The following is a 25,299-nucleotide window of genomic DNA, read 5'->3' as shown; positions in this document are numbered from 1 at the left end:
GATCACCTCCGAGGCGAACAGCTCGTAGCTGCGCTTGGTGTCCTCCCAGCTCGCCATGTCCACGTGCAGGACGAGCATGGTGCCGAAGCCGCCGGTCTTCTCGATGAGCTGCTCGATGCGCGCGATCGCCTCGTCGGGGGTGCCGATGATGGCCTGGCCGAATTCGCCGAGATTGTCATTGCGCCACTGGTCGATGACGCCTTTGGGGGTGTCCGCCCATTCGGGTGTCTGGCCGGTCTGGCGGTTGACATAGGCGGCCATCGATCCGATGCGGCGGCTCACCGCGCGCTCAGCGTCCGCGCGGGTCTCGGCGAGGAAGATCGGGTTGACCAGACGCCAGCGTGCGCGGTCGGCGGTGTGGCCGTGTTCGGCGCATACCTTCTCGTAGACGCCCCAATTGCGGTCCAGCACTTCGAATCCCATGGGCGAGCTGGCGGCCAGCGAGAGCAGGGAGAGTCCGTGCGTGCCCGCCAGCACCGAGCCGTTCGGGGAGATGGTGGACGCGGTGGCGACCTCGATACCGGCCGGATCGTAGGTTGGCAGCTGGGCGCGGGCATCGCGCAGGGTGAACCAGTCGGTGGTCATGTTCACGACCTCGCCACGCAGCAGCGGCAGGATCGCTTCCAGCGCTTCGCCTTGGCGGCGGCGCTGATCGGAGGGGTCGATGCCCATCATGTGCGCGTCGAGCGGGATCTTGCCGGGGCCGGTGCCGAAGATCAGGCGTCCGCGGGTCTGCAGATCCAGCTGGGTGATTCGGTCCACGGTGACCAGCGGGTGGTGGTACGGCAGCGAGGTGACGCCGGTGCCGAACCGCAGCCGCTGGGTGCGCTCCGCGGCCGCGGCGATGAAAACGTCCGGGGCGGGGACGATTTCGGCGCCGGTGGAGTGGTGCTCGCCCATCCACGCCTCGTCGAACCCGAGGTGGTCGAGGTGTTCCATCAGGTCGATATCGCGGCGCAACTGCAGGGCCGGGTCGGCGTCGAGGGGGTGGTACGGGGCGAGGAAGGCCCCGAACTTCATCGATTCAGCGGTCCACACGGTGGATCTCCTTACCCAGTGCGCCGGGCTTCGTCGCCCGGTGCGGTACACCGAGTAAATCTGGATCAAGTGATCCAGAAGTCGAGCTGTCCCACTGAGCGGATTCCTGCGTTCGGCGGTGTGAAAAGCTCTTGGCGTGACCGTTCAAATGCAGAACCGCCAGGGCACCGCGACCCGCGCCCGGCTGGTGAAAACCGCCGAGCGCCTGTTCGCCGCCCATGGCGTCGACGCCGTCTCGGTACGCGCGATCAACGCCGCCGCCGGCCTCGGTCCCGCCTCGGTCAACTACCATTTCGGCACCAAGGACGACCTGATCGCAGCCGTCCTCCTCGACCTCGGCGCCACCGTCCGCGACCGCATCCGCGCCAACACCGACGCCCTCGCCGCCGACGAAACCCCGCCCACCACGGAAGCTCTCGTCCGCGCCGTCACCGAGCCCTACCGAGACCTCCTGCTACGCCACCGAACCCGCGGCATGCGCTGGATCAAAATCGTCACCCAACTCTCCCTCCACACCCACCCCGCCCTGACAGCCGCCGAGGCAGACCTCCCCGCCTACCTCCACACCCAACTCCGCCGAGCGTTCCCGCACTCGGACCCAACCCGCCTCGAAGCCCGCTGGGCCATAGCCCTGATGGGCTTCCTCCAAGCCTTGGCCCGAGCCGACGAATGGCACCCGGGCCCCACCCCACCCCCAGCCGAATACCTCACCACCCTCCATGAAGACCAGGTCATCTTCCTGATCGGCGGCCTAGACCGCCTCCTCGCCACCCCCTGACCCATCCTCACCCGAAGCCGACCCTCACCGCGATCAATCGCGCGGACCTCGAATCGTGCGACCGATCCCTTCGGGTCTGCCCGCCTCGCCTTGTGCGGCTGCGAAGCGCGCGAGCCGGGCGCGTACGTCCGCCGGCATCGGCGTGGTCCTTCGCGTATCCAGATCGACATGCAGGTCCAACTGCTCGGACACCGCGACCCGCGTGTGTTCGCCGAGGTCGCGTACTTCGTGAAAGAAGTGCAGCCGCTTGGCATCCACGCCCAGCAACCAGGAATCCACGGCCAGCCGCGCCCCGCGCCGCACCTCTCGTTCGTAGGTCATCGCACTCTGCACGACGACCTTCCCCAACCGTCTCACCCGGACGTAGTCATCGCCCAACCCGAGCGCATCGGTGAACGCCGCATGCGCCCGATAGACGACGATCCCGTAGTACTGGGCATTCATATGGTCATTGATGTCGATCCACGTCGGGTCGACATCACATTCAAGGGTTCGCATGCCGCAAGATCATCGGCCGCGCGCCGGCGGTGGGTCAATCCTCGGTTTGCCTTGGGAATCCCCAAGATTCGACTATGACCCGGTCCCGGATACGGTGCATTCCATGCGGATGACCTTCGACGATCTCCGGATATTCGTGGCGGTTTGCCAGGCCGGCAACCTGAGTGCTGTCGCTCGCGATCTCGCGTGTACGCAACCCGCGGTGAGCCAGCACGTCAAACGGCTCGAACAAACCACCGGCGTTCGCCTTCTCGACCGGGGACCCGACGGCGTCACCCCGACGCCCGAGGGTCAGGTCCTCTACGCCGCCGCCCGCGACGGCATCCTCGGCGTCGACCAGGCGCTGCGCCGGATCCGCGAAATGTCCACCGGCCAAACCGGTTCCGTCCGCATCACCACCGGCGCCACCACCATCCGCAACTTCATGTCCGAGGCCATCACCACGTTCCGCCACGAACACCCGCACGCCACCCTCGATTTCCGCACCATCACCTCAACCCGCCGTTGCTTCGAGTCCCTCGCCGAGGGCGCGGTGGACCTGGCGTGGGTCACCATCGGCGACCCTGTCCCCGGCATAGAACAACGTCCGGTTCTCGAACTCCCATGGGTCCTGGCTACCCGCGTCGATGACCCCCTGGCCCATCGCCCTTCGATAAGCCCCGCCGATCTATCCGAAATCCGCCACATCCGCCTCCCCGACCACGCCATCTCCCGAATCCACCTCGACACGGCCCTCAACCGCCTGGGCATCCACCCACCCTCCGAATCCGGCACGGCCGACTGGCCCACCGCGGTTCTCCTGGCCGAACTGGGCCTGGGCCACGCCATAGTGCCCGCCCTCCCCTACGACTCCGCCACCACCCGCCCGCTGCACTACCACCCGCTCCCTTTCCTCCCACCCCTCCCCGTAGGCTGGGCAGCCCGCCGCTGGCAATCCCTCAGCCCCTTGGCCCAATCCTTCGCCACCCTGGTCGAACACCAATGCCGAACCATCGAAACCTGATCTGGCCGAACGCAATAACCACCGTCACCCCTGCTGCTCCGGGGCGAATGGGAATCAGGATGGCCAGGTGAAGTCGGGGTCGGTGAGGTAGTCCTGGCGGCGGGCATCGAGGGCCATGGTGACCATTTCGCGGGCGCCGGGGCCGATTATGCGGCGGAGGGGCGGGTTCGGTAGGTCGACCAGCTGGAGCAGTTCGGCTGCGCCGACTTCGGGGGCGGGGTCGGTCCATTGCTGCTCGCCCTCGGTGGGTGTGGGCGGCGCGGCCGGGTCCGGGTAACCCGGCATACCCAGAATGGCTTCGCGCGTGCCGTCATACGCGGGCAAGGCCGCCGAGGGGAACCGCATGCTGGACCCGGCCCAGTCGGTGTCGAAGCCACCCAGTTGGGCGATGCTGACGTGAATTCCGAAGGGGCGCAGCTCGTCGGCCAGGGAGGCGCTGAATCCTTCCAGGGCCCACTTGCTGGCGTTGTACAAGCCGAACAGCGGTAGCGAACCCACCGCGCCGACGGTCGAGATCTGCACGATGTGCCCGGATCCCTGCTTGCGCAGGTGCGGCACGGCGGCTTGCGAAACCCAGAGCGCGCCATAGAAGTTGGTGTCCATCTGGGTGCGGATCGCGGCCTCGTCCAGTTCTTCGAGCGCGCCGACGAGTCCGAATCCGGCGTTGTTGACGATCACGTCGATGGTGCCCGACCGCTCGAATGCCTGGTTCACGACGGCGATCACGTTCTCACGCTCGCGAACGTCCAAGGGCAGCACGGTGAGTCGCTCCTGCGCGAGGTCGGCCAGGCCGCGTGGATCGCGGGCCGTCGCGACGACGCGGTCACCGCGCTCGAGTGCCGCGCTGGTGAACGCGCGGCCCATGCCGCGGTTGGCGCCGGTGATGAACCATGTCCGGGTCAAATCTCAGTCCTTCCCTGACGAGACGACAGGTTTGTCTCGATACAAACATTCATACCGCGCCATCGCCCCGGGGTCGGAGGCAGGGAGACTCTTGACTTTCCTACCGGGAAAGTGGAGTCTTACTTTCCAGGGAGGAAAGTGAAGGTGTCACCGAACAGGAGGTCTCGACATGGGAATCTTCCGAAAGACCAAGCGTGATCGCGAGGACACGGCCAAGGAGCAGGCGACTGAGCCGACTCGGTCCGACGAGGAGGCCAAGCGTCGGCGGCGGCGTCGGCGGCTTCTCGGGGGTGCGTACACCGGGGGCTGGGGTGGGAGCTGAAACCGGATTCGCTCATCGGCTGGTTGTGGGACTGACGGGTCAGCGCGGTTGTTGTTCCACGATGGATGCCCAGTCGTCGGCCGCGTGGCCTTCGGCGATGGTCTGGTCGAAGACGGTTCGCAACAGCTGACCGATGGGGAGGGGGATGTTCTGGTCGGCGGCCGTTTGGAGGGCGAGGTGGAGGTCCTTGCGACCCAGGGTTGTGGTGAATCCTGCTGGCTGGTAACGCCGTTCGGCGATCATCGAGCCGTAGCCGGTATAGACGGGGCCCGGGAAAAGGGTTGACGTCAGAAGTTCGACGAACTGCCCGGAGTCGATTCCCGCGCCTTCCACGACGCTGACGGCCTCGCCCAATGACTGGATCGCGCAGGCGATCAGGTAGTTGCCGAGGATTTTCACGATGTTGGCCTGCTCCGGGCGGTCGCCGAGTCGCCATGTGCGCGAACCGATCACGTCGAAGAACGGCTGCACACGGTCGATCAGTTCGGGCCCACCGGCGGCGAGGATGTTGAGCGCTCCGGCCTCGGCGATCGGGGCACGGCCGAAGACCGGGGCCGCGACGTATCCCACGCCGTGCTCGGCATGCGTCGCGGCCGCCCGGCGCGCCAGGTCAGCACTGACCGTTGCGAGGTTGACGTGAACGGTGCCGCTCGCGGCTCGAGCGAGAACACCCGAGTCGAGGAAAGTCTCGGCGACGGCGTGGTCGTCGGACAGAACCGAGAAGACCACCGGCACATCCATGGCCTCCGCGACCGTGGCGGCACGGCGGGCGCCCGCGGCGACGAGTTCATCGGCGGGCCCGTCGGAGCGATTCCACACCATGACGTCGTGACCGGCCTTCAAGAGGTTGCGTGCGATGGGTTTTCCCATAGCTCCGAGACCGATGACCGCGATGTCGCTCATGACGTTCTCCCTTCCGTGAACCATCTAAGACGGTTCACAGGATGCCATAGCGCTACCATCAAGTCGAACCGTCTAAGACGGTTCACCGAGATGCAGCTCACTACGGAGGCCAGAATGACCGAGGACGCACGTCAGGTGTTCCGAATGGACAACGAGGTCCTGGCATTCCGTTTCACCGCGACCATCAGCGACCGCGCGAGCACCGCCCCGCGAGAGCGCCTGGAAACTCCCGAACGACTGAAGCTCTGGCTTCAGGCCACAGAGCTCGGCGTCCCAGCCGTGTCATCAACCGATCTGAAATCCGCCATCGAACTGCGCGAGGCCATCTACCGAATCGGTTCGGCGATCGCCGCCGGTAGAAAACCGAACTCCGGCGACGTCCACACCCTCAACGCGGTCGCCGCGGCTGGTCACGCGAAAGCCGCGCTGCAACAAGCACACTCAGCATGGCGCCTGACGAAATCGGCCCCCATCCGAGACGCCCTCGGAGTCCTGGCCACAACCGCCATCCACACCCTCGGCGGTCCCGACCACTCCCGCATCAAAACCTGCGAAGGCCCCGGCTGTGCGGGCCTCTTCCTCGACACCAGCCGCGGATCCAACCGCCGCTGGTGCTCCATGAACACCTGCGGCAACAAGGTCAAGAAATCCCGGCTCGCCACAACCTGACCCATCAAACCGATGCGGTGATCAGCACCTTCTTACCCATGTCAGTGACCTTCACCCTGTTGCGCCACCGCGACTTCGCGGACGGCGGTGGCGATGGCCCGGAAGTCCTTGCGCACGATGCCGGTGTGGTTGCTGGCGACCTTCGCGCTGATCTGGACATTGGGGTTGCGGGCGAGCACCGGGTCGAGGGTGGCGCGCATTGCCGCGTGTCCTTCCTCGGTGGCGCCCTGGGCGGCACCGGATCCCACGACGAATCGCATCGGGAAGGTGACGAGGTCGAAGACGGGGTCGCTGTCGGCGACGATCTCGTTGAGCTCGATATTGACCTCCGCGGCCTGGGCAGAACTCATCCGGGACGCGAAACCCAGTAGACCCGCAATCCCCATCGGTATCCGCAGCTTGCGGAACAGCCGCCGGATCTCGGCCTTCCCGGCCTCGCGGTCACCGTTGTCGACGGTGGCCAGATAGTCCCAGGGATAGCCGCCGTCGACCATCACCACTCCGGTTACCCGATCCGGATTCCTTGTGGCCCAGTGTAATGCGAGTGCGGCCCCGTAGGACCAGCCCACCAGGATCGGCTGCTGCAGGCCGCGCGCGGCGAGGACAGCGTCGATATCGCGCAGACACGCCTCGAACGAATAGTCCGCCGACTTCTTCGACTTGCCGCGCGCACGTTCGTCGTAAGTGACGTGACGCCAGCCGGCGCCGAGCTCGGAAATGACCGGGCGCCAGCTGCGTTGGGTGGCATAGGAGCCGTTCAGGTAGACCACGGGACGACCGGAGCCACCGCTGTCATGCACCGCCAGGGCCGTATCATCGACGGAAACCATTCCGGTCCAGGCTGATTCATTGCGGTCGAGATTGTTCACCAGGTCAGTTTGATCACCGAGGCCGGGCGGAAAAATGCCTGTTTCCGCACCACAGTGTTAAGTCGCGGCACATAGTCGGCCGCATTACGCCGAGATCGGCGGTGTGTCATACGCACTACCGTGGCGTCTTCGGACACTTTCCGGCGCGTTCGGGCCGCCGCGCCCGCATTCGACGAAATTCCCGTTATCCGCGCTGGTCTGCCCGTAACCGGGCCTGCCGAGGCGAGCCAACGATTTGAAAGGCTCACTGCGCTTACTTAATCTCGGTGAAATGCTGGAAGGGACCGTCTCCACCCGGATAACCCGGGCACTCATGGATGCCGCCGTCGTCAGCGGCAGCGATCCCGCACACCTGGTCAAGCTGGTGAGCCTGTCCGACGCGGAACTCGCCGACGACCTCGTCCGGCCGCCCACCGCGGTCGCCGACAACCTGTGGGCACTGCTGCCCGCGCATGATCTGGGCAGCCGGCTCACCCGGCACCTGATCACCTCGTTGCCCGCCGAGGGCCTCGGCCTGTGGAGCCACCTCATCACCGCCGCCGCTTCCGCGCTGGACGGACTGCGTGACGCCGTCCGCTACCTCGCGGTCCTCGCCGATCCGGCCACCGAGACAGCGGAAATCGTCGAGAACGGCGGCCTCATCACGCTGCGGTACACCACGTCAGCGCGATACGACCCGCATGCCCAGGCAGCACTGCAGGAGTACGCCCCGACGCTGATCCTGGAACATCTGCGACGCGCCTCCGGCCGTCCGATCACCCCGGTGCACGCCCAGTTCCAGCACGGCCCCCGCCCCGCACGCGCCGACCTGATCGACCTCATCGGCACGCGCAATCTGGATTTCGGCGCCGAATCCAACGCGATGACCTTCCTGACCTCCGACCTGCTCGCACCCAATCCGGGCGTGCGCCCCGGCCTCGCCGATCTGCTCCGCCGGCACGCCGAGCTGACCGCCACGAACGCCACCCGCCCCGCCACCTGGCACGACACCTTCCGCGCCGCCCTGACATCCGCGATGCGCGACAACGACCTCAGCCTCGCCAAGGTCGCTGCCGCACTTGCGCTCTCACCGCGAACCCTGCAACGCCGCCTCGCCGAGCACGGCACCACCTGGCGCGCCGAAGTCGACCGTTCGCGCCGCGATATATCCCAACATCTGCTCAACGACACCGATCTGACCACCCACACGGTGGCCGCCAGAATCGGCTACCGCGACGCGCGGGCCCTTCGCCGCGCCAATCGGCGATGGCACGGGCACCCGCCGAGCGCCCTACGAAAAGGCCGTGCCGCTGAATTGACAAGGGGTGCAGAGGGATACGACGATTCCCGTCGCGAGATGCGCTTTAGTCGCGAGGTTCAGTAAGTCGGCCAGTTGCCCGGCGTCATGAGCTCGAGCAGATGCTCGTCGGGATCCCGGAAGTAGATGCTGCGACCGCCACGCGCCCAGCTGGTCCGGCCTTCGATCGGAATCCCGTGCGCGGTCAGGTGTTCCACCCACGCGGCCAGCTCTTCCTCTGACACGGCAAAGCACACGTGGAGCCGACCGCTGCCGTCGTGAGACGGTATCTCCCCGTTCGGCAGCCCCGGCCCGGGCAGCACCTTCGGTTCGAGCGATCCGCCGCGACGGAAGAGCAGCAACACATTGTCGCCCCCGATATCGAACGCGCACAACGGGTCCGCATCCAGAATCGGATCCAGCTGCAGCACTTCACCATAGAACTTGCGGGCACGATCGAGGTCCTCGACATACAACGCGGACTCGATAATCCGGTCGAGCTTCGGCACTTTTCGCTTCTTCCTCTCGAATACGTTGTCGCAACGATCGTGCAACCTCGACCACACTCGAGGTCCAGACCCGCGTGCCCACGATCACACCCCCTGTCCCGCACCGACATCCATCCCGCACCAGACGATCTTGGTCATTTGACCTCGAGGGGGGTTGAGGTTCGAAGATAGCCACATGACAACCGCAGAACTCGATCAGACCGAAGACGTCGCCGCCATTCATGCCGTCGTCGCCGCGGTGGCCAAGGCGCAGCGCGCCGAGGATGCCGACGCCTTCCTGGCCCTGTTCCATCCCGATGCCATCTGGACCACCGGTGGCGGCAAATTCCTCAACGGGCTCAACGAGATCTCCGAGCTCACCCGCGCCGTACTGCCCGGCGCGACCAAGGACGGCTACGCCACCTACGAGCCGTTTTTCATTCGCTTCATCCGGCCGGACGTGGCCGCGGTCAAGGTCCGCCAGCGGTACTTCAACCATGCCGATGAGCTTCAGTCCCAGGGCTCACCGCTGTACGGCATGACCAAGGAGGACGGCCGCTGGCTGCTCACCTTCTGCCAGAACACCCCGGTCGCCGACCACTGACCGACTCGACCGGCCGACACGCGCGGCCGGTCTCGCTAGTCCTCGGCTTCCCGGGCGAGCATCCGCATGTACCGTTCGAGGAATTCACCGTCCGCGACCGTGCCGGTGCAGTCGAGCCAGTGGTCGGCGATGATCGACGGAGCGAGTAGGTCTACGGCGATGATCGCGCGCCTGAGCAGTTGCAGACGAGCGGGGTCCTCGGTGTCGGCCTGGAACCAAATGCTCTCGACCAGAGGCTCATCGCCGTCCAACTTGATGAAACAGGACGCGTCCACGCCGTAGCAGTAGGCGTCATCCTCGTAGACACCCAACGGGTCCCGTATGGCCTCGTCGAATCCTGCCGATGCTGTCGCGACGAACCGCCGGACCCGCGGCATGATCGGCGTCAGTGCGGCATCGACCTGCGCGAACGTCAGCCCTGCCGCCGCATAGTCGTGTTCGGGCTCTGCGATCACGTGCACATCGGTCCAGCCGATGCCGTCCGGTGCGCGGTTGGCGGCACTTGCGGCGTCGCTCGCCCGCAAGTCGCTCGCCACCTCCGCAGCCGCCGCGACCGGATGCAGACAGCGCATGCCCCAATCGTCCTCGTGGATACGGATCTTCGGCATGGCGCCAAACTCGTCGGTCACGCCACCCACCCTGTCATGGAACGCGCACGACCGATATCGGACCGCGCCTGTGTCACACCACTTCAGGTATGCGTTGCGGTGGTGGACTATTGGGCCGCGGTGGCGTAGGACGATCCGGCGCCGCCGATGACAGCGAGCAAGGTGGCTCGCAATCGCGCCACCTCGGCGGTGCCGATGATGGCGTCGAGATGCTCGTCGAACTGTTGCACCACCGCGAGTCCCGCGTCGACGACCGACCAGCCGCGAGAGGTCAGTCGCACCAGCCTGGCACGACCGTCGGCGGGATCCGGGACGCTCTCGACGTAACCTCGGCTCTCGAGGTGGCGGACCAGTTCTCCCATAGCCTGTTTGGTCATTCCCGTGCGTTCGGCCAGCACACTGGACCGGGTGCCCTCCGGGTCGACGACCTGGAACACCGGTGCATGAGCAGCCCGCACATCGGCGAACCCCGCCGCGGCGAGGCCCGCGTCGAGTTCGGCCGCCAGCGTCCGGGCGGCCGCGGTCAGCAGATTCCCGAGCAGCGGTGGACGATTCGACAGCGGATTAGTCAGGCGCTTGACCATTTTCCGAGTCCTCCTTACGCTTTGATCAAGCACCTTACTATCTTGCTGGAGAAAACCATGACTCCCCGCACCATCGCGATCACAACCGCCGCAACGATGTTGGGGATCGAGGTGGCATGGCTGCTGTTCGCGCACGGGTCGATCGGATGGATCACCGCGCTCGTCGTCGCCGCCATCGGAATCATGGTCGCAACGCGCGCACACTCTCGGACCGTGGTGATCGCGGTGCGAATCCTGATGGGTCTGTTGCTGCTCGGTTCGGTGGCCGATCGGTTCGGGCTACTGGGCGGACCGGGAAGCAGTGGAGTGTCATGGGGCGAGTACGGCGCGTTCACCGCCTACACGCGAGACCTGTTGCCACACTGGCTCGCACCCCTGGCGCCGGCCGCAGCCGCCACAGCCACCGCGGCCGAATTCACCCTGGGCCTGACCCTACTCATCGGCCTCACGGTCCGATACGTCGCCACAGCAACCGCCGCGTTGCTCACCACCTTCGCCCTCGCCATGGCCACCTCGGTCGGCATCAGCGAAATGCTGTCCTACGCCGTCCCCGTTCTCGCCGCCGCAGCCGCACTGATCGCCACAACAGCCACCGCACCCGACCGCCGCCGGGCGGCGCTCCAGCCATCGTAAGCAGCGCGCACCATCGGAAGCACTCAACGAAGTGGTGCGATGACCGCCCGAACCCGCACCGAGGAGCGGATATTCCGATGGCAACTCGCCGGACGCCCGGCTCACCGCCAAGACATCGGCTCACGTCTCCCCGAGAGCGTTGGTACCGAGAGTCGAACTCCCGGGCTCTGACCCATTCGGCTACCGATTCAGTGAAGCGCCAACCTTTCACTATTCGGATAGCCTTCGAGATACCTCGTGACAGGGGCGGCACATGTCGAGTGCCACACGAAGTCTCGAACATTGGGGAGTGAAATATGCAGAGGCTGAACCTTGCTCGTTCGACCGCCGGGATCGTTGCTGTCGCAGCGATGGGGGTGGCCACCGTCGTCTCGGCCACAACCGGATCGGCAGCTCTGACCATTCAACCGTCGCAAGCCTATTGCGTTGGCACCACGTACACGGTCACCCTGCCGGCCGCCGACGCCGCGCAGCTGGTCGCCGCAACACAGGGCTACAACCAGCTCCTGTTCGAGTGGGTCCCGGCCGCAGGTGGGAATGCGACCGAAATCGCCCGAGCCCCCTATGTTGCCGGCCAAGATGCAACCATCCGATGGACGCCCACGATCGCGGTACAGACTCGGCTCGAGGCAACGTCCTCCGCTGGCCCGGGTCACGACGGCGGTGTCGCTGAACTCCTGACTGTTGATGTTGTCCAGAACGCTCCCGCTGGGGCTAGTTGCACCTCGTCCTCCACCTCGGCGACCGGCAGCGCGGGCTGGCTCCCCAACAGCCTGTCGAGTTAGTACCTGAGCCCACGCCAGCGGAGGCTGATCGATACGGTGCCGAGTGGTGATTGCACTACCAAGAAGCCGAATCCCGTTGCGGCACCTGCCGAGTAGACCCTGTACACGACAGCCTGAATACGCATCCACTCGGTCCGCGGCGGTTGATGCGATCCAACTGAAGATCAACGGCCCAAAGGCCTCCCCCGGTGCCGCCCCATATCCGCTCCTGCCGATTTTCAGCGCAACCCGAACTGACATGTATGCACGATGCTTTGACACCAAGGGCGCAGATCAGTTGTCACGCTGTGGTTTCCGGCACTCAGCATGCCTTGTAGGAGACCGCTGTCAGGTTGAAGCGAGGATCTCGTTTCAACTTCTGAAGAGGGGCACATGTTCGACGCACGGCTCGCTGAGTTTTCCCGCGAGCGGTTGGATGGCCGACCTGTGCCCGACGATCTGCGAATGCTTCTGGTGGCTCAGTGGGAAGGTCGCACCGATTTCGGCCAACTTCTCGACCTCGACTTCTTCGAAGCGGGAGAAGCCAACCCGCTCCTGGATACCAGCTATATGCGCGAAGAGGATCTCGCACATCCGGAGACGGAGGCCGAGAACGCCGGAGCCGCCGAGTTGGCCCGGTACCTCAAGCTCGTGGCGAAAGGGGGCAAGGGATGGGTCGGTTACTGGCTCCACCCCGACGAGCCCGTAAACCAGGGCTGGCGCGTCATAATGCTGGACACCGAATTCACTTTCTGGGGATTGGCCGGCTTCAGCCTGGCCGAGGGAGTTGCTGCCGTGCAGGCGCGTTACCAGGACGAGCCCGACGAGCGAATCGCGTTCACGCGGCTGGCCACCAAACTCGCCGAGCTCGGCCTGCCACTGAGTACTCAGGACTTCGACGCCCTGGACGACAGCGGGTTCGCGGTGGACCCGGAGGAAGTCCTGGAGGAACTGGTCGAGGCTGAACGGGAGAAACGCGGTCTGGTCTAAGCAGCGGCCTCGATGCCGCGGCGGCTGGCCGTGGCCTTCATCGAGATCGGCTCGGACGGCTACGACAACCGCAGAGTCGGAGCCTTCCCCGACGCCTCACACCACAGCCGAACACACTATTCTGCTGCTGATCGCTCGGTTCCATGCAGGCCACCGCACCCGTTGGCGAACGCACTGATCTGCCGAGACCAGGTCGATGGGCCTATTCCTACACAAACCGGCGCCAGCGAGCAGGTTCCTGCGAAATGCGGTGCCAAAATGTAGGAATAGGCCCATCCGTGCCCGCCAAGCCGATCACCGAACGAAGCACTCATCTGCCGCTGATCGCTCGGTTTGAGAGGGCCGTGGCAGCCGCCAGCGAACGCGCATTTCGAGCCATGCTACGCACCACTTTGCTGCTGGTCGCGCGTTTCGCCGCATCCAGACTGATCTCTGGGGAGTCGCGGTATCGCATGATGGCTGCATGCATCGACTACCGCGGGCCGGACGCGAGGCTGACCTGATCGCCTACTACGACAACGAGATTCACCAACGCGCTGCACGCGAGCTGCCGCCACCACGCGTGCAGCGCCGCGCCGAGTATGTCGACCTGCTACAGCGCGAAGGCATCACGAACCTGCTCGAGATCGGTTGCGGCCCAGGCCATGACGGCATCGCGTTCGCGGACGCGGGTCTCGCATACACCGGCGTCGATCTCGCCCCGCAAAGCGTCGCCACCGCCCGGTCGCTGGGACTGGTGGCCTGCCAGGCCTCAGTCCTGCAGCTTCCATTCGAGGACGCGAGCTTCGGCGCCGGCTGGACCATGAGCACGCTGTTGCACATCGCCGACACCGATCTGGACTCCGCGCTGGCGGAGATCTTGCGCGTCCTGCGGCCAGGGGCGCCGCTGGCGATCGGACTGTGGGGCGACCAGCATGGCAGCGAGGAGCAGTGGGACGACGGCAGCGGGCACGGGCCCGCCCGGTTCTTCAGCATCCGCACCGACACCGCATTGAAGGCGGTACTCGAGCGACACGGGACCCTCGAGCAATGGCTGACGTGGCCGGGCACGGACCGCTGGCACTACCAGTGGGCTGTTCTGCGCCGACGTTGAAATGGGTTTGGACGAGTTTCTCCCCCCATAACGCCGATGCGAGCTATCGATGGGCCATATGTTTTCGAAAGAACAGAGCGATTAGACGGACACGCCCACACGCTGCGCGAACTCCCGAAGTGTTGTCCGCCTGTCATGTTGCAGGAGCACACCGACTACCGTCCGGAGCAGGGTTTGATAGCGGACCCATTCTTTGCCCACAACGCGTTCGGCCGTCAGCAGCATATCGAGAGCGAGCTGGTATTGGCCCAATTGCACTGCTGCGGCGGCCTTGCGACCAGATGACGTCCCTGAGCTACGGGTGTCAGGCCGATTCCACGGTTGGGCATCGTCTTCGCGACCTTCAACGCCTCGGCGTATCGCTCGTTCGAGATGTTGATGTCCACCGTCTGCATGACTTGCTGGCTGGGGCCGAAATCCGACTCGTACCATTTGGTGTCGCGACCGATGCGCGTCGCAACCGCCTTCGCTTCCTCCGTCAAACCCAATGCCTCGTGCACCCGCTGGCCGCGTCCAGCCGCGGTTGCGCCTTGAAGGAGCAGGGCGCCGTGCACGGCGAGTTTCTGTTCTGGCACCTCACCGCGGGGTTCGACCGACTCAGCGGCCTTCAGCGCTACCGCGTGGGCCTCCTCGTAACGCCCGGATACGAGAAGCTGCCAGGAAACACTGCCGCGCAGGGCCGCAAGCAGCAGCTCGTCGTTACCCTTCTCCGCCGCGGTCAACGCATCGCGAATCGCTATTGATGCGAGGTCCGGTTGCCCGAAGTGCACCAGCGCGCATCCCGCGACCCAGTTGATTCGCGCGAGATGCTCATGCGCGGGGGCGATCTCGTTGCCCTGGGCGGCGTGGGCGGTGGCGCGTACCTGAGTTATGCCCGTCGGCAACAGCCCAGCCAGTACTTCGAATCGACCGAAGGAGTAAGCGCCCCACGCTCTATCGACCGTGCGCCGAGCATCGGATAAGGAAACGTGAAGCTCATCGTCCGTACCATGCATCAGATCGTCGACAGGTGTCAGCGCGCGACGGATCGCCACGATCCCGGCGTCGGGGTCTGCCGACGGCAGGCTGCTCTTGGTACCGAGCAGATCTCGCACATCGACATCCAACGCCCTCGCGATTCGTTGGAGGACCGGGATCGATGGCGTCTTCTTGTCTTGTTCGATCTGGGAGACCATCGACTTACTGATCCCGACCAGTTCGGCGAGCTGCCCCTGCGTGAGGGCTCTGCCGCGACGGCGCTTGATACGTTCGCCCAGCGATTCTTCCATGCCTGGTTCCTTAGCTGGTCGCCCCGATTTCGAGGGTACCGAGTTGTCGGCCCAGAGGTAACACCCTCGGTGCTACAACGACGACAGCCGGCGACCTTACGTTCATGTCAGGTCCGACACCACGTGGTCCAACCGACCCGTATTCGCGTCGGCCCGTCAGGACAACGAAGGAATTCCCGGAGGGAGCTCGATATGGATGCGATTCTCGCCATCACACTGGCTGTCACGGTGATGCTCGCGACAGCTCTATCGTCCAGCCGCACAACCCATCCGGCACAGCATCGAGGTGGTGCGAGCGTCGCCAGCATCCAAGCCCGCCTCGCGGCAGAGCGCAGGCGCTCCCACCGCCCGAGCAGGCGGTGGTGATAATGCTCGAAATCCCAACAGCCATCGACTATTTGCGTAGCGACGTGTCCGGTGCGCGCCAGCAGTGGGACGAGATGCAGACCCGCAGTCTGGCCAAACGGCTCGGCTACACCGTGGCCAAAACCGTCGTGTTCAGCCAGCACGTCGAGGAACCCATCCAACGGCTGGTCAACGTTGTCCGGCGGGTGCAGGCCGACGCGGTGGTTGTGCCGAACCTGGCTCATCTCGGTGGCACTGTGCCAACCGCACTGGTTCAGGTGGTCGATGTGATCACCGTCGAACCACACGACACATACGCGCGATGGATCATTCCGCCGGACGCGGCAGCGGAAACACTGGATCCTCCGGTGAACGGATAATCGACACCGTCGCTGAGTCGCCCTGGGGTGTCCAAAGCCGATATTCCGGGGCCGATTCACGGTTGCGTAGCCTGGGTGGATGAGCGTTGCGGTGGGCGAGTTCGAGGGTGGGGATTGGGATTTTGCGCGAGCGGGGGTGGTTGGGCCCGGGGGTGGGGCGGTGATCGGGTATCGGGATGTGGGTGGGGTGGGGTTGGATTTGCGGGTTGCGGGGACTTCGGCGGTGACGGTGGTTGTCGAGTTCGGTGGGGGTGAGGTGGTGATCGATGATGCGGGTGGGCAGCGGAGGGTGGGGGGATTTGTTGCGGGGCTGCCTATTGAGGCTATGCGGATTCGGAGTGAGGGGGCCGCGTGTGTGGAGGTGCGGTTGTCGCCGGTGCGGGCCTACTCGGTATTGGGGGTCGCGCCGGGGGAATTGGGGCGACGGGCTGTTGGGGTGGAGGAGTTGTTCGGGGAGCGGGTGGGGCGGTTGCGGGAGCAGCTGGCCGAGGCTGGGAGTTGGGATGAGCGGTTTGCGTTGACGAATGTTTTTCTGGGGCAAGGGGATACGGGGTGGCGGGGGCCTGATCCGGAGGTAATCGAGGTTTGGGAGCGGATACGGGCTTCGCATGGGCAGGTGCGGATCGGGGAGGTTGCCGAGGAGATCGGGTGGAGTCATAAGCGGTTGTGGGGGCGGTTCGAGGGGCAGATCGGGTTGACGCCGAAGCGGGTGGCGATGTTGGTGCGGTTTCGGCATGCGGTGGATGAGTTGCTGGCGGGTGGGGCGGCGGCCGAGGTGGCGGTGGAGTGCGGGTACAGCGATCAGGCGCATTTGTGCAGGGATGTGGCGGCTTTCGCGGGAAGTACGCCGCGAGGGGTGGCGGCCAATCATCTGCCGAGCATTGCGCGGCAGCGGTATCGGGCCTGGGGAAAATTCGTTCAATAAATCGCGGGGGCGGGCGGCCGATAGTGGTGAGCGCATCATTCATCGACCGCGAAAGGACACCTACCGTGACCGACTCACTCGATACCGACAAGCTTCAGATCGCGCTGGAAGCCATCCACGGCGCGGGGCTGCCCGGCGTGTTCGCCGAGGTTCGCGATGGCGATCAGATCTGGTGTGGCGCAGCGGGAGTCGCCGATACGGCGACCGGGCGGCCCGTCACCGCCGATATGCGTCACCGGGTCGGCAGCATCACCAAGTCCTTCACCTCCGCCGCCGTGCTACGCCAAGTCGAAAGCGGTGCAATAGATCTCGATGCACCGATCGGCCGCTATCTGCCGGATCTGGTGCCGGGCGAACGCGGCCGGGCGATCACCGTGCGAATGCTGATCAGCCACACCAGCGGCCTCGCCGAATACCTTCCGTACGCTTACCCCTCCCTCGCCGCCTTCCCCGCCGTCGCGAAGACGACGCCGGAAAGCTTCGAGGCCAACAGGTTCACGCATTTCGACCCGGTGAAGATCATTGCCCTGGGCGTCGACGCACCCGCCACCGGAGCCCCGGGTGGAGCACCGGGCGTGTACTCGAACACCAATTACTTTCTCCTGTGCCAGCTGCTGGAGAAAGTGACCGGCGAGACCGCCGAGCAATACATCACCCGCGATGTGATCGAGCGCGCCGGGCTGCGAAACACCGAGCTCCCCACCGGAACCCAGATCGATGGCCCACACTCGCTGCACTACGAGTCCTGGTTCGGCATGTTCGAGCCGCCCCGCGACTTCAGCGTCTTCGACATGTCGTTCGTCGGCCCGGCGGCCTCGCTGATCTCCACCGTCTCGGATCTGAACCGCTTCTTCGGCCTGCTGCTGGCGGGCGAGATCGTCAGCCCGGAGTCGCTGGCCCAGATGCAGCGCACGGGACCGGTCATCTCCTTCGAGGGCAAGATCGTCGATTACGGTCTGGGCCTGCACAAATTCACACTGCCCGGACGCGGAATCTGCTGGGGCCACGACGGTTCCGTCTGGGGCGGCGGAGCCGTGTCCATGATCTGCGCCGACGGCCGCCGCCAGCTCTCGGTCGCGGTGAACCTGCAGCGCTGGAACCGATTCGACGCCAACGGGATTCCGCAGCCGCATCCCATCGACCACGCCCTGCAGGGATTCATCCAGCTCGCCATGTGCGGGTGACCTGTCCGGCTGACAGTGTCACGCGATCAGCCCCACGATGGTCGCGCTCAGAAAGCTGACCAGCGTGGCGCTGTACAGCAGCCGCAGCCCCCACCGGGCAATAACCGTGCCCTGATGGGTATTCAAGGTACGGACCGCACCGACCACGATCCCGATGGTGGAGAAGTTCGCGAACGACACCAGATAGGTGGAGACGATCGCGACGGTGCGGTCCGACAATCCCTCCCGATGCCGGCTCAACTCGGTCATGGCCACGATCTCGTTGGACACCAGTTTGGTACCCATGAACCCGCCCGCGGCATCGGCCTCGTGCCACGGAATTCCGGTCATGAAGGCCAGCGGCGCGAAGACATGACCCATCAACTCCTGAAAGGTGGTGCCGTCGAACAGCGCCGCGAAAATGCCGTTCAACATGGCCAGCAGCGCGATGAAACCGATCAGCATGGCGGCGACGGTGAACGCCACCCGGAACCCGACGAGAATGTAGTCGGCCAGCATGCCGAAGAACGACTGCGGCCCATCCACCAATTCCGGCTGCGCGGCGAGCACCTCCGCGTCCTCGAAGGCCGTGACGGTGTACGGATTCATCAAGGTCGCCACCACGAACGCACCGAACATATTGAGCGCGATGCCGAGCAGCACGTATTTCGCGTCGATGAGCATCATGTACGCCCCGAGAATGGACGCCGACACCGTCGACATGGCCGACAGCGCGAGGGTGACCATTCGCCGTTCCGGCAACCGTGGCAATAGATTTCGCAGCGAGATGAACACCTCGGATTGACCGAGAATCGCCGCCGCCACCGCATTGAACGATTCCACCCGCCCGTATCCAGACACCCAGGACAGCAACTGCCCCAGGTAGCGAATGACCAGCGGCAGCACCCGGAAGCTTTGGAGTATCCCGATCACCATGGAGACGAAGACAATCGGCATGAGCACGGTGAACAGAATCGGCGCTCCGGTGGAGGTATTCGCCCCCACCTTCACCAGGTCACCGAAGACGAACGAAGTTCCCTGCATCGCATAGGCCAGCAGATGGTCGAATCCATCCCTGACCACCCGAACCGCGGCCGCTCCCACACCGGTCTTCAGCAAGAGAAACCCCAGCGCGAATTGCACCGCCAACAGTAGAGCAACCCGACCCAGCCGGGTCCGCACCGCTCCCCTGTCGGTGCTCGGCAGCCACGCCAGCAGCAGAAACCCCAGCAGCCCGAGAATCCCGACGACAAAATGCACACGCACCTCCTGATGACGGAAAACTGCTGGCAATCACATCAGGAGGTGGGTGCAAACCGTGGCAGGCGCGGTGGCGTCAGGAGAATTCGCGGCCGAGGAAACCCAGCAGCCGCCGGTGGGGCGCGGCGTCGGCGGGGACCGGCCGTTCCGGACAGAACATGCCGGGGCGACGGAAGGCATCGAAATCCATGGACCGCATGACGGTGAGCAGATGTTCGGCCTGCTCCTCGTCGATGACATGTTGCTGTCCGGCGAGCACGGCCAAATCGATTCCGTGCACGACGATTTCGGTGAGATGGATCAGGGCGGCCATCGGTCCGGGAACCTCGCCGAAGCCCAGGCGGATAGTCGTGTCGAGGGCTCCGGGACGCGACCAGGCGGCGCGGTCCAGTTCGGCGGCGGTGGCGAAGGCCGCGCGATGGTCGGCGCCGAGCCAATCGTCGTGATGGTCCCCGCCGGGATCGGTGCCGGTGAGTTCCGCGGCGAAGATGCGGAGGCCGCCGACAAGATGGTTGAGCTCGAAGCCGATATCCCAACCGGGGCAGAGCGAAGGCTGGGCCAGCTGTTCAACGCCTATCCCGGCGACGAGGGCACCCGCGGTGTCGAGGGCAGTGTCGATGCGGTCGATAAGGGAGAGGGCGGCGGTATCCATGGCGGGCGTCTTCCGATCCGAAATATGCTCAAAGTTGTTTATGCCGAAAGGGTTTCGTCGAGCCAGTCGAACATGTGCCGATGCAGCGTCGCCCGCCCGCCGTAGCAGCAGTGCTCGCCGCCGCCCTCGTTTCCCGGCATCCGGATCAGTGTGGCCGGGCAGGTCAATGCCCGGTACAGCCGCTCCGGCTCACCTTCGAAGAGATCGTTCTCCGGGTCGAAGATCAATGTCGGAGCGACGATCCGCTCCGCGACACCGGCCAGGTTGAATCCCTCGGTGCGGCGCACGTACTCCGAGACGGAGTCCGCGCCGAAGGTCCACATCCCATTGCGCAGCGCCCAGCGAAAGCTGGTGTTGTGGGCCATCATCAGCCGCATCACCGACTCGACCTCGTCATCGCGCCCGGCCGCCATCCATTCGGCGAGGAACGGCGGGATGTGGCGCACATTGAAGCCGTGGTAGTCGTAGAGCCCACCGTCGGCCACCACCGCGGCGACCCGGTGCTCGAAGGCCGCGGCCCGCGACACCAGGTATCCGCCGAGGCTGTAGCCGTGCAATGCGATTCGGGCACCGTCGATCTCGGGCCGGGTGAGCGCGTAATCGACCACCGGCGTGATCACCTGCTCCCAGTCGTGCCGGAAGAACAGCCGCTGTTCCCGCAGCGCCGCACCCTGCCCGGGACCGTCATAGGCCAGGCAGTTGTACCCCCGCCGCAGCGCCGCCGCGGCGACCGCGAAGTACGCCTCCTCGAGAATGGAATCGAACCCGCTGGTGAAAATGACCGTGGGGCGCGGGATTCCGGAGTCGTCGACCAGGAACAGATACCCCGGCAACGTGGTGCCCTCATACGGAATGGCAACCGCCTCGACCGGAGAGTCCATCAACTCCGCCGCATCGGCGAAGGTCTCCCGGGCACGCTGCGACGCCTCCTTGGCATCGGGGTCGTTGAACGGGTCGTCGCGCAGGTAGAACTCGCTGGTCCGGTAGTAGTTCGACGCCCGCAGCAGCGCCTCGCGGGCACTGACCCGATGACCGCCCGCCAGCGCGCTCCGCCCGGCCGCCTCGACCCGCACGGCCGTGTTCCTCCATTCCCGATGCCACGACGCCTCGTCACCCTCGGCGATGCCGCGGGCGGTCACGAGCACCTCCCCCAGATCCGCGCCGTCGTAATCGGCGAAGCAGGCGGTGCGCAGGGCCTCGAAGGAGAAGGACTCGTCATCGAAGAGGAACTTCATGATTCTTCGCTCTCGCTCATCGAGTCGGAACGGTTCCGTCTCGGCTATGCCAGGAACGATAGACCCGATCCAGTCGAGACGCAACCGTTCCGTCTCGTGCTATCGTGAGTCCCATGCCCAGCCCCACGCGCCGCACTTCCGGTGGCCCGGTCCTGCAGGACGAGCTGACCGACGCACTCACGAAGGCCTTCTTCGAGGAGCTCGCCGCGGTCGGTTACGGCCGCCTGTCCATCGAGGCAGTGGCCCGGCGCGCCGGCGCGGGGAAGGCCGCGGTCTACCGCCGCTGGACCTCCAAACAGGCCATGGCCGAGAATCTGATCACCAAGGTCGCCGTCGCGGCCGCCGACACCCCCGACACCGGAACCCTGCGCGGCGATCTGCGCGCCTATCTGAGCGCGGCGGCCGACGGGCTCCGACACCCCTTGGCCTCGAAGATCATTCCCGACCTGTTCGCCGAGGCGGCCCGCGACCCGGCCCTGGCGGCGAGCCTGGCCGAGGGCGTCGGCGGGGCACGGCGCGAGCGCGCGGCCGAGTTGCTGCAGCGCGCCATCGATCGCGGCGAACTCCCCGCGGACCTGAACCTCCCACTGGCGCTGGACTTCCTGCTCGGCCCACTCTATTGGCGGCTCACCATCGTCGGCGTCCCGACCGAGCCCGACTACTTCGACGAGCTCACCGGCATGTTGCTGACCGCTTTCCGCGCCACTCGGTAGACAGATCGTCCACCGAAACCGCGTGCGCTGGTGCGGGGTTCGATCGGGCGTTGTGGCGTACGGGTGTTTATCATCGCGAGGTCACTCGTCACGAAGGGGTCCGGATGAGATTGCCGAGGTCGGTCCGTCGCGGTATCGGTGCTGCGCTCGTCGGATTGGCGGTCGTGACCGTGGCGGGTGCGTGCGGTGACAAGGATAAGCCGGGCACACCGGTCGCGTTCATGGCCCGCACCGCCGAGGGCGCTATTCCGTCTGCGGGGACGATGGATCAGGCCCGGCAGCTGGTCGAGAAGCGGGCCCAGGGCTTGGGACTGGGCAAGACCACCGTCACCGTCGACGCGGACATGATGACCATCACCGTGGCCGGGGACGACGGCACGGCGGCCCGCCTGCTCGGCAAGACCGGCCGGGTCCTGGTGCGGCCGGTGTTGTCCACCAGGATCTTTCAACCCGCCGGCGTGAAACCCATGCCGCTCAAGGAGATCCGGCAGAGCACCGATCCGGCGGTCCAGGCGGCCACGCTCGCCGGATTCGATTGCCGTCTCCCCGAACCGCTGCAGGGCGGCGACGATGCCACGCTGCCGTTCGTGACATGCGCGAACACCGGCGACGCCGCCTATCTGCTGGGCCCCTCGGTCATCGACGGCCGCGAGATCGCCGACGCCAAGGGCGGGATGGACACCCGCACGGCCCGCTACGGCGTGAACGTGACCTTCACCGATGCCGGATCCCGCCAGTTCGCCCAGTATTCGGTGGCCAATATCGGTAAGCAGTTCGCCTTCGTGGTCGACTCGCAGGTGGTGTCGGCCCCGGTGATCCAGAGCGCCGTCACCGGCGGCCAGACCCAGATCACCGGGAATTTCACCAAGGACACCGCCGACAATCTCGGTGCGGCCCTGCGATTCGGTGCGCTCCCGGCGATCTTCACCCCGCAGGGCTAGCCCGCGCGCAGGGCTAACTCACTCGCAGCGCGCGGTACTCCTCGACGGCGCGGCGGGTGTCCTCGGCCACCAGATCGGCATTGATCTGGGCCCCGGCCATGGCACCGGCGGCCGCCGCGGCGCCGACCTGGGCGGCCAGGTCGACCACATTGCCCGCCGCCCAGACGCCCGGGATCTCGGTGCGGCCGGTGGCGTCGGCGGGGATGTATTCGCCCATGCCGCTGGGATGTTCGGTCGGGGTCAGCCCGAGGTCGGCGAGGAATCCGGCACGGGCGACCATGCGCGTGGGGGTGGCCAGGATCTCCCGGGCGACAATGCCGCCGTCGGCCAGGCGCACGCCGGTGATCCGGTCCTCGGCCACCTCGACGGCCGCGATCTCACCGCTCACGACGCGAATTCCCCTGGCCGCCAACTGCTCCGACTCCTCCTCGGTCGGCGGCGCAGTGGTGTGCGCGAAGTACACGACATCGGGACTCCACTGCCGGAACAGCAATGCCAGGTGAATTCCCATGGGCCCCAGGCCGAGCACGCCGATGGCCCGATCGCGCACCTCCCAGCCGTGGCAGTACGGGCAATGCACGACATCGCGGCCGAAACGCTCCCGCAGTCCCGGAATCGGCGGAAGCTCGTCCACCAGACCGGAAGTCACCAGCAGCCGCCGGGCCCGGGTCGAGCCACCGTCGGTCAGCGTGACGACGAATTCATCGCCGTCCCTGACGATTCCGCTCACCTCACCCGAAACCACCGCGCCACCGTACTGGCGCACCTCCTCGCGACCGCGCGCCAGAAGCTCCGTCGGCGGGACTCCCTCGCGCGCGAAGAGCCCGTGCACCTTGTCGGCGGGCGCGTTGCGCGGCTTGCCCGAATCGATCACCGCTACCGAGCGCCGGGCCCGGGCGAGCATCAGTCCACCGTTCAGTCCCGCGGCTCCGCCGCCGACCACTACCACGTCATAGCTGCTGTTCAGCTGATCGGTCATTGATGACCACCTCCTGCTCACGACTCTGCGGCCACGCCCGCCATATCGGCAAACTTCTTTGCCGATATGGCAAACTGGAGCCATGAGCGAGGACCAGGACCAATGAGCGAGGACACCGACCGGGCGCTCGACGGTGTCGGCCCGCGGCTACGTGAACTGCGCAAACAGCGGGAGACGACACTCGCGGAGCTGTCCACCGAGACCGGAATCTCCGTCAGTACCCTGTCCCGCCTGGAGTCCGGTGCGCGCCGCCCGACCCTCGAACAGCTGCTCCCCTTGGCCCGCGCCCACAATGTCACCCTCGACGAGCTGGTGGACGCCCCGCCGACCGGCGACCCGCGCGTGCACATGCGCCCGATCACCCGCCACGGTATGCAGATGCTGCCCCTGACCCGCAGGGTCGGCGGCATCCAGGCGTTCAAGATCATCATGCAGCCGAAATCCGGTCGCACCGAACCGAATCCGCAGACCCACGAGGGTTATGAGTGGCTCTACGTCCTCAACGGCAGGCTGCGCTTCATCCTCGGCAAACACGATCTGATCCTGGAACCCGGCGAGGCCGCCGAATTCGACACCCGCGAACCGCACTGGTTCGGCGCGGCCGATGACCAGCCGGTCGAATTCCTCAGCCTCTTCGGTAAACAGGGCGAGCGCGCCCATTTCCGCGCCCGGCCCCGCAACGACTGACGGCCCTGCCCTCGACGACCGATCGATAAGCCGCGCAACGACCGACGGCTACGCCTCGTACCGCGGCCCGACCAGCGCGAGCGCGGTTTCCACTGCCACACCGATGATTTCGGTGATATCGCCGCCCTCCTCCACGGTGGAGGCGATGAGCTCCCGGAATCCGCCGTAGAGGATCGTCGCCATCCGCCGATTCGGCGGATGCAGGCCCGCGGATTGGAATACCGGTGTGGCAGTGAGGTTCTGGATCAACGCGATGAACGCCTCCGCCGCATCACGATGCAACTGCCGCGCCCGCTCCCCCAGCGCCGGGGTATCACGGATCCAGGCCAGGGTGATGGAGGTGTCCACCCGCGACGCCTCGATCCAGGATTCGATGGCCTGGCGCACCTGCCGATCCCACGGCGCGGTCGGGTCGACGGCCGCGTAGATCTGCTCGATGGTCTCGTTGTTGCGTTCGGTCAGCAGCGCCACGAAACAGTCCTGCTTATCGGCGAAGTGCTCGTAGAACGTGCGCCGCGAGGTCCGGGCGATGCGCACCACATCGGCGACGGTGGCGTCCTTGTACCCGCGTTCGCGCACGGCGTCGGCCATGGCGTCCAGCAGCCGTCGCCGGTACACGGAGTCATTGGCCGACGCGGAGTCAGTGGTCGGTGAGGAGTTGTCGGCCGCCTCGGCGCTGGCGGCGGCCTCGGCCGTCGTGGTCGGGTCAGCACTGGTCACGGGCATCA

30 protein-coding genes are annotated in these 25,299 nt (G+C 65.9%); 16 read left to right on the top strand and 14 right to left on the bottom strand.

The features are described from left to right. A partial coding sequence (locus ON43_RS08735; protein ID WP_040805627.1) for an LLM class flavin-dependent oxidoreductase occupies positions 1 to 1,038 on the bottom strand: 1,038 nt, incomplete at its 3' end. A gap of 136 nt (positions 1,039 to 1,174) precedes the next feature. On the opposite strand from ON43_RS08735, the gene ON43_RS08730 reads away from it, so the two are divergent. After that, on the top strand, positions 1,175 to 1,816 hold the full coding sequence (locus ON43_RS08730) for a TetR/AcrR family transcriptional regulator (protein WP_040805544.1): 642 nt from the start codon (positions 1,175 to 1,177) through the stop codon (positions 1,814 to 1,816). A 33-nt stretch (positions 1,817 to 1,849) separates the two neighbouring features. Here ON43_RS08730 and ON43_RS42285 read toward each other — a convergent pair whose 3' ends face one another. Continuing rightward, the gene (locus ON43_RS42285; protein ID WP_051178161.1) at positions 1,850 to 2,314 is read right to left on the bottom strand and encodes a thioesterase family protein; all 465 of its coding nucleotides are present in this window, start codon (positions 2,312 to 2,314) and stop codon (positions 1,850 to 1,852) included. Here ON43_RS42285 and ON43_RS08720 point away from each other — a divergent pair. Then, positions 2,271 to 3,317: a LysR family transcriptional regulator gene (locus ON43_RS08720; RefSeq protein WP_306304958.1), complete on the top strand. Its 1,047-nt coding sequence runs from the start codon at positions 2,271 to 2,273 to the stop codon at positions 3,315 to 3,317. The two genes, ON43_RS42285 and ON43_RS08720, sit on opposite strands and share 44 nt — an antisense overlap. Positions 3,318 to 3,371: 54 nt before the next feature. On the opposite strand, the gene ON43_RS08715 is transcribed toward ON43_RS08720, so the two are convergent. Then, entirely contained in the window at positions 3,372 to 4,220 is an 849-nt protein-coding gene (locus tag ON43_RS08715; RefSeq protein WP_040805542.1) for an SDR family NAD(P)-dependent oxidoreductase, read from the bottom strand. A 169-nt stretch (positions 4,221 to 4,389) separates the two neighbouring features. Between ON43_RS08715 and ON43_RS44690 the strand changes: the two genes are divergently transcribed. Next, complete coding sequence (locus ON43_RS44690; protein WP_157513959.1) at positions 4,390 to 4,542, top strand: hypothetical protein; 153 nt, start codon at positions 4,390 to 4,392, stop codon at positions 4,540 to 4,542. A 39-nt stretch (positions 4,543 to 4,581) separates the two neighbouring features. On the opposite strand, the gene ON43_RS08710 is transcribed toward ON43_RS44690, so the two are convergent. Beyond that, the gene (locus ON43_RS08710) at positions 4,582 to 5,445 is read right to left on the bottom strand and encodes an NAD(P)-dependent oxidoreductase (RefSeq protein WP_040805540.1); all 864 of its coding nucleotides are present in this window, start codon (positions 5,443 to 5,445) and stop codon (positions 4,582 to 4,584) included. Between the two features lie 114 nt (positions 5,446 to 5,559). Between ON43_RS08710 and ON43_RS08705 the strand changes: the two genes are divergently transcribed. After that, complete coding sequence (locus tag ON43_RS08705; protein WP_040805539.1) at positions 5,560 to 6,114, top strand: CGNR zinc finger domain-containing protein; 555 nt, start codon at positions 5,560 to 5,562, stop codon at positions 6,112 to 6,114. Between the two features lie 41 nt (positions 6,115 to 6,155). On the opposite strand, the gene ON43_RS08700 is transcribed toward ON43_RS08705, so the two are convergent. Further along, positions 6,156 to 6,944, bottom strand: a complete 789-nt coding sequence (locus ON43_RS08700) for an alpha/beta fold hydrolase (protein ID WP_051178169.1) — start codon at positions 6,942 to 6,944, stop codon at positions 6,156 to 6,158. A 310-nt stretch (positions 6,945 to 7,254) separates the two neighbouring features. Here ON43_RS08700 and ON43_RS08695 point away from each other — a divergent pair, with 310 nt between their 5' ends. Beyond that, positions 7,255 to 8,346, top strand: coding sequence for an AraC family transcriptional regulator ligand-binding domain-containing protein (locus ON43_RS08695; protein ID WP_051178159.1), 1,092 nt, complete (start codon positions 7,255 to 7,257; stop codon positions 8,344 to 8,346). On the opposite strand, the gene ON43_RS08690 is transcribed toward ON43_RS08695, so the two are convergent. Further along, a complete protein-coding gene (locus ON43_RS08690; RefSeq protein WP_040805537.1) occupies positions 8,340 to 8,768 on the bottom strand; it encodes a VOC family protein in 429 nt (142 codons plus the stop codon). The genes ON43_RS08695 and ON43_RS08690 overlap by 7 nt on opposite strands. Before the next feature lie 175 nt (positions 8,769 to 8,943). Between ON43_RS08690 and ON43_RS08685 the strand changes: the two genes are divergently transcribed. Beyond that, positions 8,944 to 9,351, top strand: a complete 408-nt coding sequence (locus tag ON43_RS08685) for an SgcJ/EcaC family oxidoreductase (RefSeq protein ID WP_040805536.1) — start codon at positions 8,944 to 8,946, stop codon at positions 9,349 to 9,351. Between the two features lie 35 nt (positions 9,352 to 9,386). On the opposite strand, the gene ON43_RS08680 is transcribed toward ON43_RS08685, so the two are convergent. Continuing rightward, positions 9,387 to 9,989 carry a hypothetical protein gene (locus tag ON43_RS08680; protein WP_157513958.1) on the bottom strand — a complete coding sequence of 201 codons (603 nt, stop codon included), beginning with the start codon at positions 9,987 to 9,989 and terminating at the stop codon, positions 9,387 to 9,389. Positions 9,990 to 10,066: 77 nt separating this feature from the next. Further along, positions 10,067 to 10,543 (bottom strand): MarR family winged helix-turn-helix transcriptional regulator, encoded by a 477-nt coding sequence (locus tag ON43_RS08675; protein ID WP_051178157.1) that lies wholly within the window; start codon positions 10,541 to 10,543, stop codon positions 10,067 to 10,069. Positions 10,544 to 10,600: 57 nt separating this feature from the next. Here ON43_RS08675 and ON43_RS08670 point away from each other — a divergent pair, with 57 nt between their 5' ends. The 4 genes from ON43_RS08670 (at position 10,601) to ON43_RS08655 (ending at position 14,023) form a co-directional block, all read left to right on the top strand. After that, positions 10,601 to 11,176 carry a hypothetical protein gene (locus ON43_RS08670; RefSeq protein WP_157513957.1) on the top strand — a complete coding sequence of 192 codons (576 nt, stop codon included), beginning with the start codon at positions 10,601 to 10,603 and terminating at the stop codon, positions 11,174 to 11,176. Positions 11,177 to 11,472: 296 nt separating this feature from the next. Beyond that, positions 11,473 to 11,961: an Ig-like domain-containing protein gene (locus ON43_RS08665; protein ID WP_040805535.1), complete on the top strand. Its 489-nt coding sequence runs from the start codon at positions 11,473 to 11,475 to the stop codon at positions 11,959 to 11,961. Positions 11,962 to 12,333: 372 nt separating this feature from the next. Next, positions 12,334 to 12,930 (top strand): hypothetical protein, encoded by a 597-nt coding sequence (locus ON43_RS08660; protein WP_040805534.1) that lies wholly within the window; start codon positions 12,334 to 12,336, stop codon positions 12,928 to 12,930. A gap of 463 nt (positions 12,931 to 13,393) precedes the next feature. Next, positions 13,394 to 14,023 (top strand): class I SAM-dependent methyltransferase, encoded by a 630-nt coding sequence (locus ON43_RS08655; protein WP_040805533.1) that lies wholly within the window; start codon positions 13,394 to 13,396, stop codon positions 14,021 to 14,023. Positions 14,024 to 14,238: 215 nt separating this feature from the next. Here the strand turns inward: ON43_RS08655 and ON43_RS08650 are convergent, their stop codons facing one another. Further along, positions 14,239 to 15,291 carry a helix-turn-helix domain-containing protein gene (locus tag ON43_RS08650; protein WP_245568513.1) on the bottom strand — a complete coding sequence of 351 codons (1,053 nt, stop codon included), beginning with the start codon at positions 15,289 to 15,291 and terminating at the stop codon, positions 14,239 to 14,241. 368 nt (positions 15,292 to 15,659) lie between these two features. Here ON43_RS08650 and ON43_RS08645 point away from each other — a divergent pair, with 368 nt between their 5' ends. The 3 genes from ON43_RS08645 (at position 15,660) to ON43_RS08635 (ending at position 18,125) form a co-directional block, all read left to right on the top strand. Further along, entirely contained in the window at positions 15,660 to 16,016 is a 357-nt protein-coding gene (locus tag ON43_RS08645) for a hypothetical protein (RefSeq protein ID WP_040805531.1), read from the top strand. Between the two features lie 79 nt (positions 16,017 to 16,095). After that, entirely contained in the window at positions 16,096 to 16,941 is an 846-nt protein-coding gene (locus ON43_RS08640) for a helix-turn-helix domain-containing protein (protein ID WP_040805529.1), read from the top strand. 65 nt (positions 16,942 to 17,006) lie between these two features. Continuing rightward, positions 17,007 to 18,125 (top strand): serine hydrolase domain-containing protein, encoded by a 1,119-nt coding sequence (locus tag ON43_RS08635; protein ID WP_051178155.1) that lies wholly within the window; start codon positions 17,007 to 17,009, stop codon positions 18,123 to 18,125. An 18-nt stretch (positions 18,126 to 18,143) separates the two neighbouring features. Here ON43_RS08635 and ON43_RS08630 read toward each other — a convergent pair whose 3' ends face one another. The 3 genes from ON43_RS08630 to ON43_RS08620 form a co-directional block, all read right to left on the bottom strand. Then, positions 18,144 to 19,364 carry a NupC/NupG family nucleoside CNT transporter gene (locus tag ON43_RS08630; RefSeq protein WP_040805527.1) on the bottom strand — a complete coding sequence of 407 codons (1,221 nt, stop codon included), beginning with the start codon at positions 19,362 to 19,364 and terminating at the stop codon, positions 18,144 to 18,146. Positions 19,365 to 19,440: 76 nt separating this feature from the next. Beyond that, positions 19,441 to 20,016 (bottom strand): TIGR03086 family metal-binding protein, encoded by a 576-nt coding sequence (locus ON43_RS08625; RefSeq protein ID WP_040805525.1) that lies wholly within the window; start codon positions 20,014 to 20,016, stop codon positions 19,441 to 19,443. A 38-nt stretch (positions 20,017 to 20,054) separates the two neighbouring features. After that, positions 20,055 to 21,251, bottom strand: a complete 1,197-nt coding sequence (locus ON43_RS08620; protein WP_040805524.1) for an alpha/beta hydrolase family protein — start codon at positions 21,249 to 21,251, stop codon at positions 20,055 to 20,057. A 113-nt stretch (positions 21,252 to 21,364) separates the two neighbouring features. Between ON43_RS08620 and ON43_RS08615 the strand changes: the two genes are divergently transcribed. Beyond that, on the top strand, positions 21,365 to 21,964 hold the full coding sequence (locus tag ON43_RS08615) for a TetR-like C-terminal domain-containing protein (protein ID WP_040805523.1): 600 nt from the start codon (positions 21,365 to 21,367) through the stop codon (positions 21,962 to 21,964). 104 nt (positions 21,965 to 22,068) lie between these two features. Then, positions 22,069 to 22,905: a preprotein translocase subunit SecD gene (locus tag ON43_RS08610; protein WP_157513956.1), complete on the top strand. Its 837-nt coding sequence runs from the start codon at positions 22,069 to 22,071 to the stop codon at positions 22,903 to 22,905. Between the two features lie 13 nt (positions 22,906 to 22,918). On the opposite strand, the gene ON43_RS08605 is transcribed toward ON43_RS08610, so the two are convergent. Continuing rightward, positions 22,919 to 23,884 (bottom strand): NAD(P)/FAD-dependent oxidoreductase, encoded by a 966-nt coding sequence (locus ON43_RS08605; RefSeq protein WP_040805520.1) that lies wholly within the window; start codon positions 23,882 to 23,884, stop codon positions 22,919 to 22,921. A gap of 102 nt (positions 23,885 to 23,986) precedes the next feature. On the opposite strand from ON43_RS08605, the gene ON43_RS08600 reads away from it, so the two are divergent. Further along, complete coding sequence (locus ON43_RS08600) at positions 23,987 to 24,571, top strand: helix-turn-helix domain-containing protein (protein ID WP_040805518.1); 585 nt, start codon at positions 23,987 to 23,989, stop codon at positions 24,569 to 24,571. Between the two features lie 48 nt (positions 24,572 to 24,619). On the opposite strand, the gene ON43_RS08595 is transcribed toward ON43_RS08600, so the two are convergent. Continuing rightward, a complete protein-coding gene (locus ON43_RS08595; protein WP_245568512.1) occupies positions 24,620 to 25,291 on the bottom strand; it encodes a TetR/AcrR family transcriptional regulator in 672 nt (223 codons plus the stop codon). Positions 25,292 to 25,299 lie beyond the last annotated feature (8 nt).

Origin of the sequence: Nocardia concava NBRC 100430, assembly GCF_000308815.1 — a bacterium.
Classification (GTDB): domain Bacteria; phylum Actinomycetota; class Actinomycetes; order Mycobacteriales; family Mycobacteriaceae; genus Nocardia; species Nocardia concava.
Note: the sequence above shows the minus strand (reverse complement) of the source record. Positions and strands in the feature narration are given on the sequence as shown.

Bases quoted from the DNA above. Each gene is read 5' to 3' on its own strand.
- ON43_RS08720 (WP_306304958.1), top strand. From the start codon at position 2,271: ATGTCGATCCACGTCGGGTCGACATCACATTCAAGGGTTCGCATGCCG.
- ON43_RS42285 (WP_051178161.1), bottom strand. From the start codon at position 2,314: ATGCGAACCCTTGAATGTGATGTCGACCCGACGTGGATCGACATCAAT.
- ON43_RS44690 (WP_157513959.1), top strand. From the start codon at position 4,390: ATGGGAATCTTCCGAAAGACCAAGCGTGATCGCGAGGACACGGCCAAG.
- ON43_RS08710 (WP_040805540.1), bottom strand. From the start codon at position 5,445: ATGAGCGACATCGCGGTCATCGGTCTCGGAGCTATGGGAAAACCCATC.
- ON43_RS08705 (WP_040805539.1), top strand. From the start codon at position 5,560: ATGACCGAGGACGCACGTCAGGTGTTCCGAATGGACAACGAGGTCCTG.
- ON43_RS08700 (WP_051178169.1), bottom strand. From the start codon at position 6,944: ATGGTTTCCGTCGATGATACGGCCCTGGCGGTGCATGACAGCGGTGGC.
- ON43_RS08695 (WP_051178159.1), top strand. From the start codon at position 7,255: ATGCTGGAAGGGACCGTCTCCACCCGGATAACCCGGGCACTCATGGAT.
- ON43_RS08685 (WP_040805536.1), top strand. From the start codon at position 8,944: ATGACAACCGCAGAACTCGATCAGACCGAAGACGTCGCCGCCATTCAT.
- ON43_RS08675 (WP_051178157.1), bottom strand. From the start codon at position 10,543: ATGGTCAAGCGCCTGACTAATCCGCTGTCGAATCGTCCACCGCTGCTC.
- ON43_RS08670 (WP_157513957.1), top strand. From the start codon at position 10,601: ATGACTCCCCGCACCATCGCGATCACAACCGCCGCAACGATGTTGGGG.
- ON43_RS08665 (WP_040805535.1), top strand. From the start codon at position 11,473: ATGCAGAGGCTGAACCTTGCTCGTTCGACCGCCGGGATCGTTGCTGTC.
- ON43_RS08660 (WP_040805534.1), top strand. From the start codon at position 12,334: ATGTTCGACGCACGGCTCGCTGAGTTTTCCCGCGAGCGGTTGGATGGC.
- ON43_RS08655 (WP_040805533.1), top strand. From the start codon at position 13,394: ATGCATCGACTACCGCGGGCCGGACGCGAGGCTGACCTGATCGCCTAC.
- ON43_RS08650 (WP_245568513.1), bottom strand. From the start codon at position 15,291: ATGGAAGAATCGCTGGGCGAACGTATCAAGCGCCGTCGCGGCAGAGCC.
- ON43_RS08645 (WP_040805531.1), top strand. From the start codon at position 15,660: ATGCTCGAAATCCCAACAGCCATCGACTATTTGCGTAGCGACGTGTCC.
- ON43_RS08640 (WP_040805529.1), top strand. From the start codon at position 16,096: ATGAGCGTTGCGGTGGGCGAGTTCGAGGGTGGGGATTGGGATTTTGCG.
- ON43_RS08625 (WP_040805525.1), bottom strand. From the start codon at position 20,016: ATGGATACCGCCGCCCTCTCCCTTATCGACCGCATCGACACTGCCCTC.
- ON43_RS08620 (WP_040805524.1), bottom strand. From the start codon at position 21,251: ATGAAGTTCCTCTTCGATGACGAGTCCTTCTCCTTCGAGGCCCTGCGC.
- ON43_RS08615 (WP_040805523.1), top strand. From the start codon at position 21,365: ATGCCCAGCCCCACGCGCCGCACTTCCGGTGGCCCGGTCCTGCAGGAC.
- ON43_RS08610 (WP_157513956.1), top strand. From the start codon at position 22,069: ATGAGATTGCCGAGGTCGGTCCGTCGCGGTATCGGTGCTGCGCTCGTC.
- ON43_RS08605 (WP_040805520.1), bottom strand. From the start codon at position 23,884: ATGACCGATCAGCTGAACAGCAGCTATGACGTGGTAGTGGTCGGCGGC.
- ON43_RS08600 (WP_040805518.1), top strand. From the start codon at position 23,987: ATGAGCGAGGACACCGACCGGGCGCTCGACGGTGTCGGCCCGCGGCTA.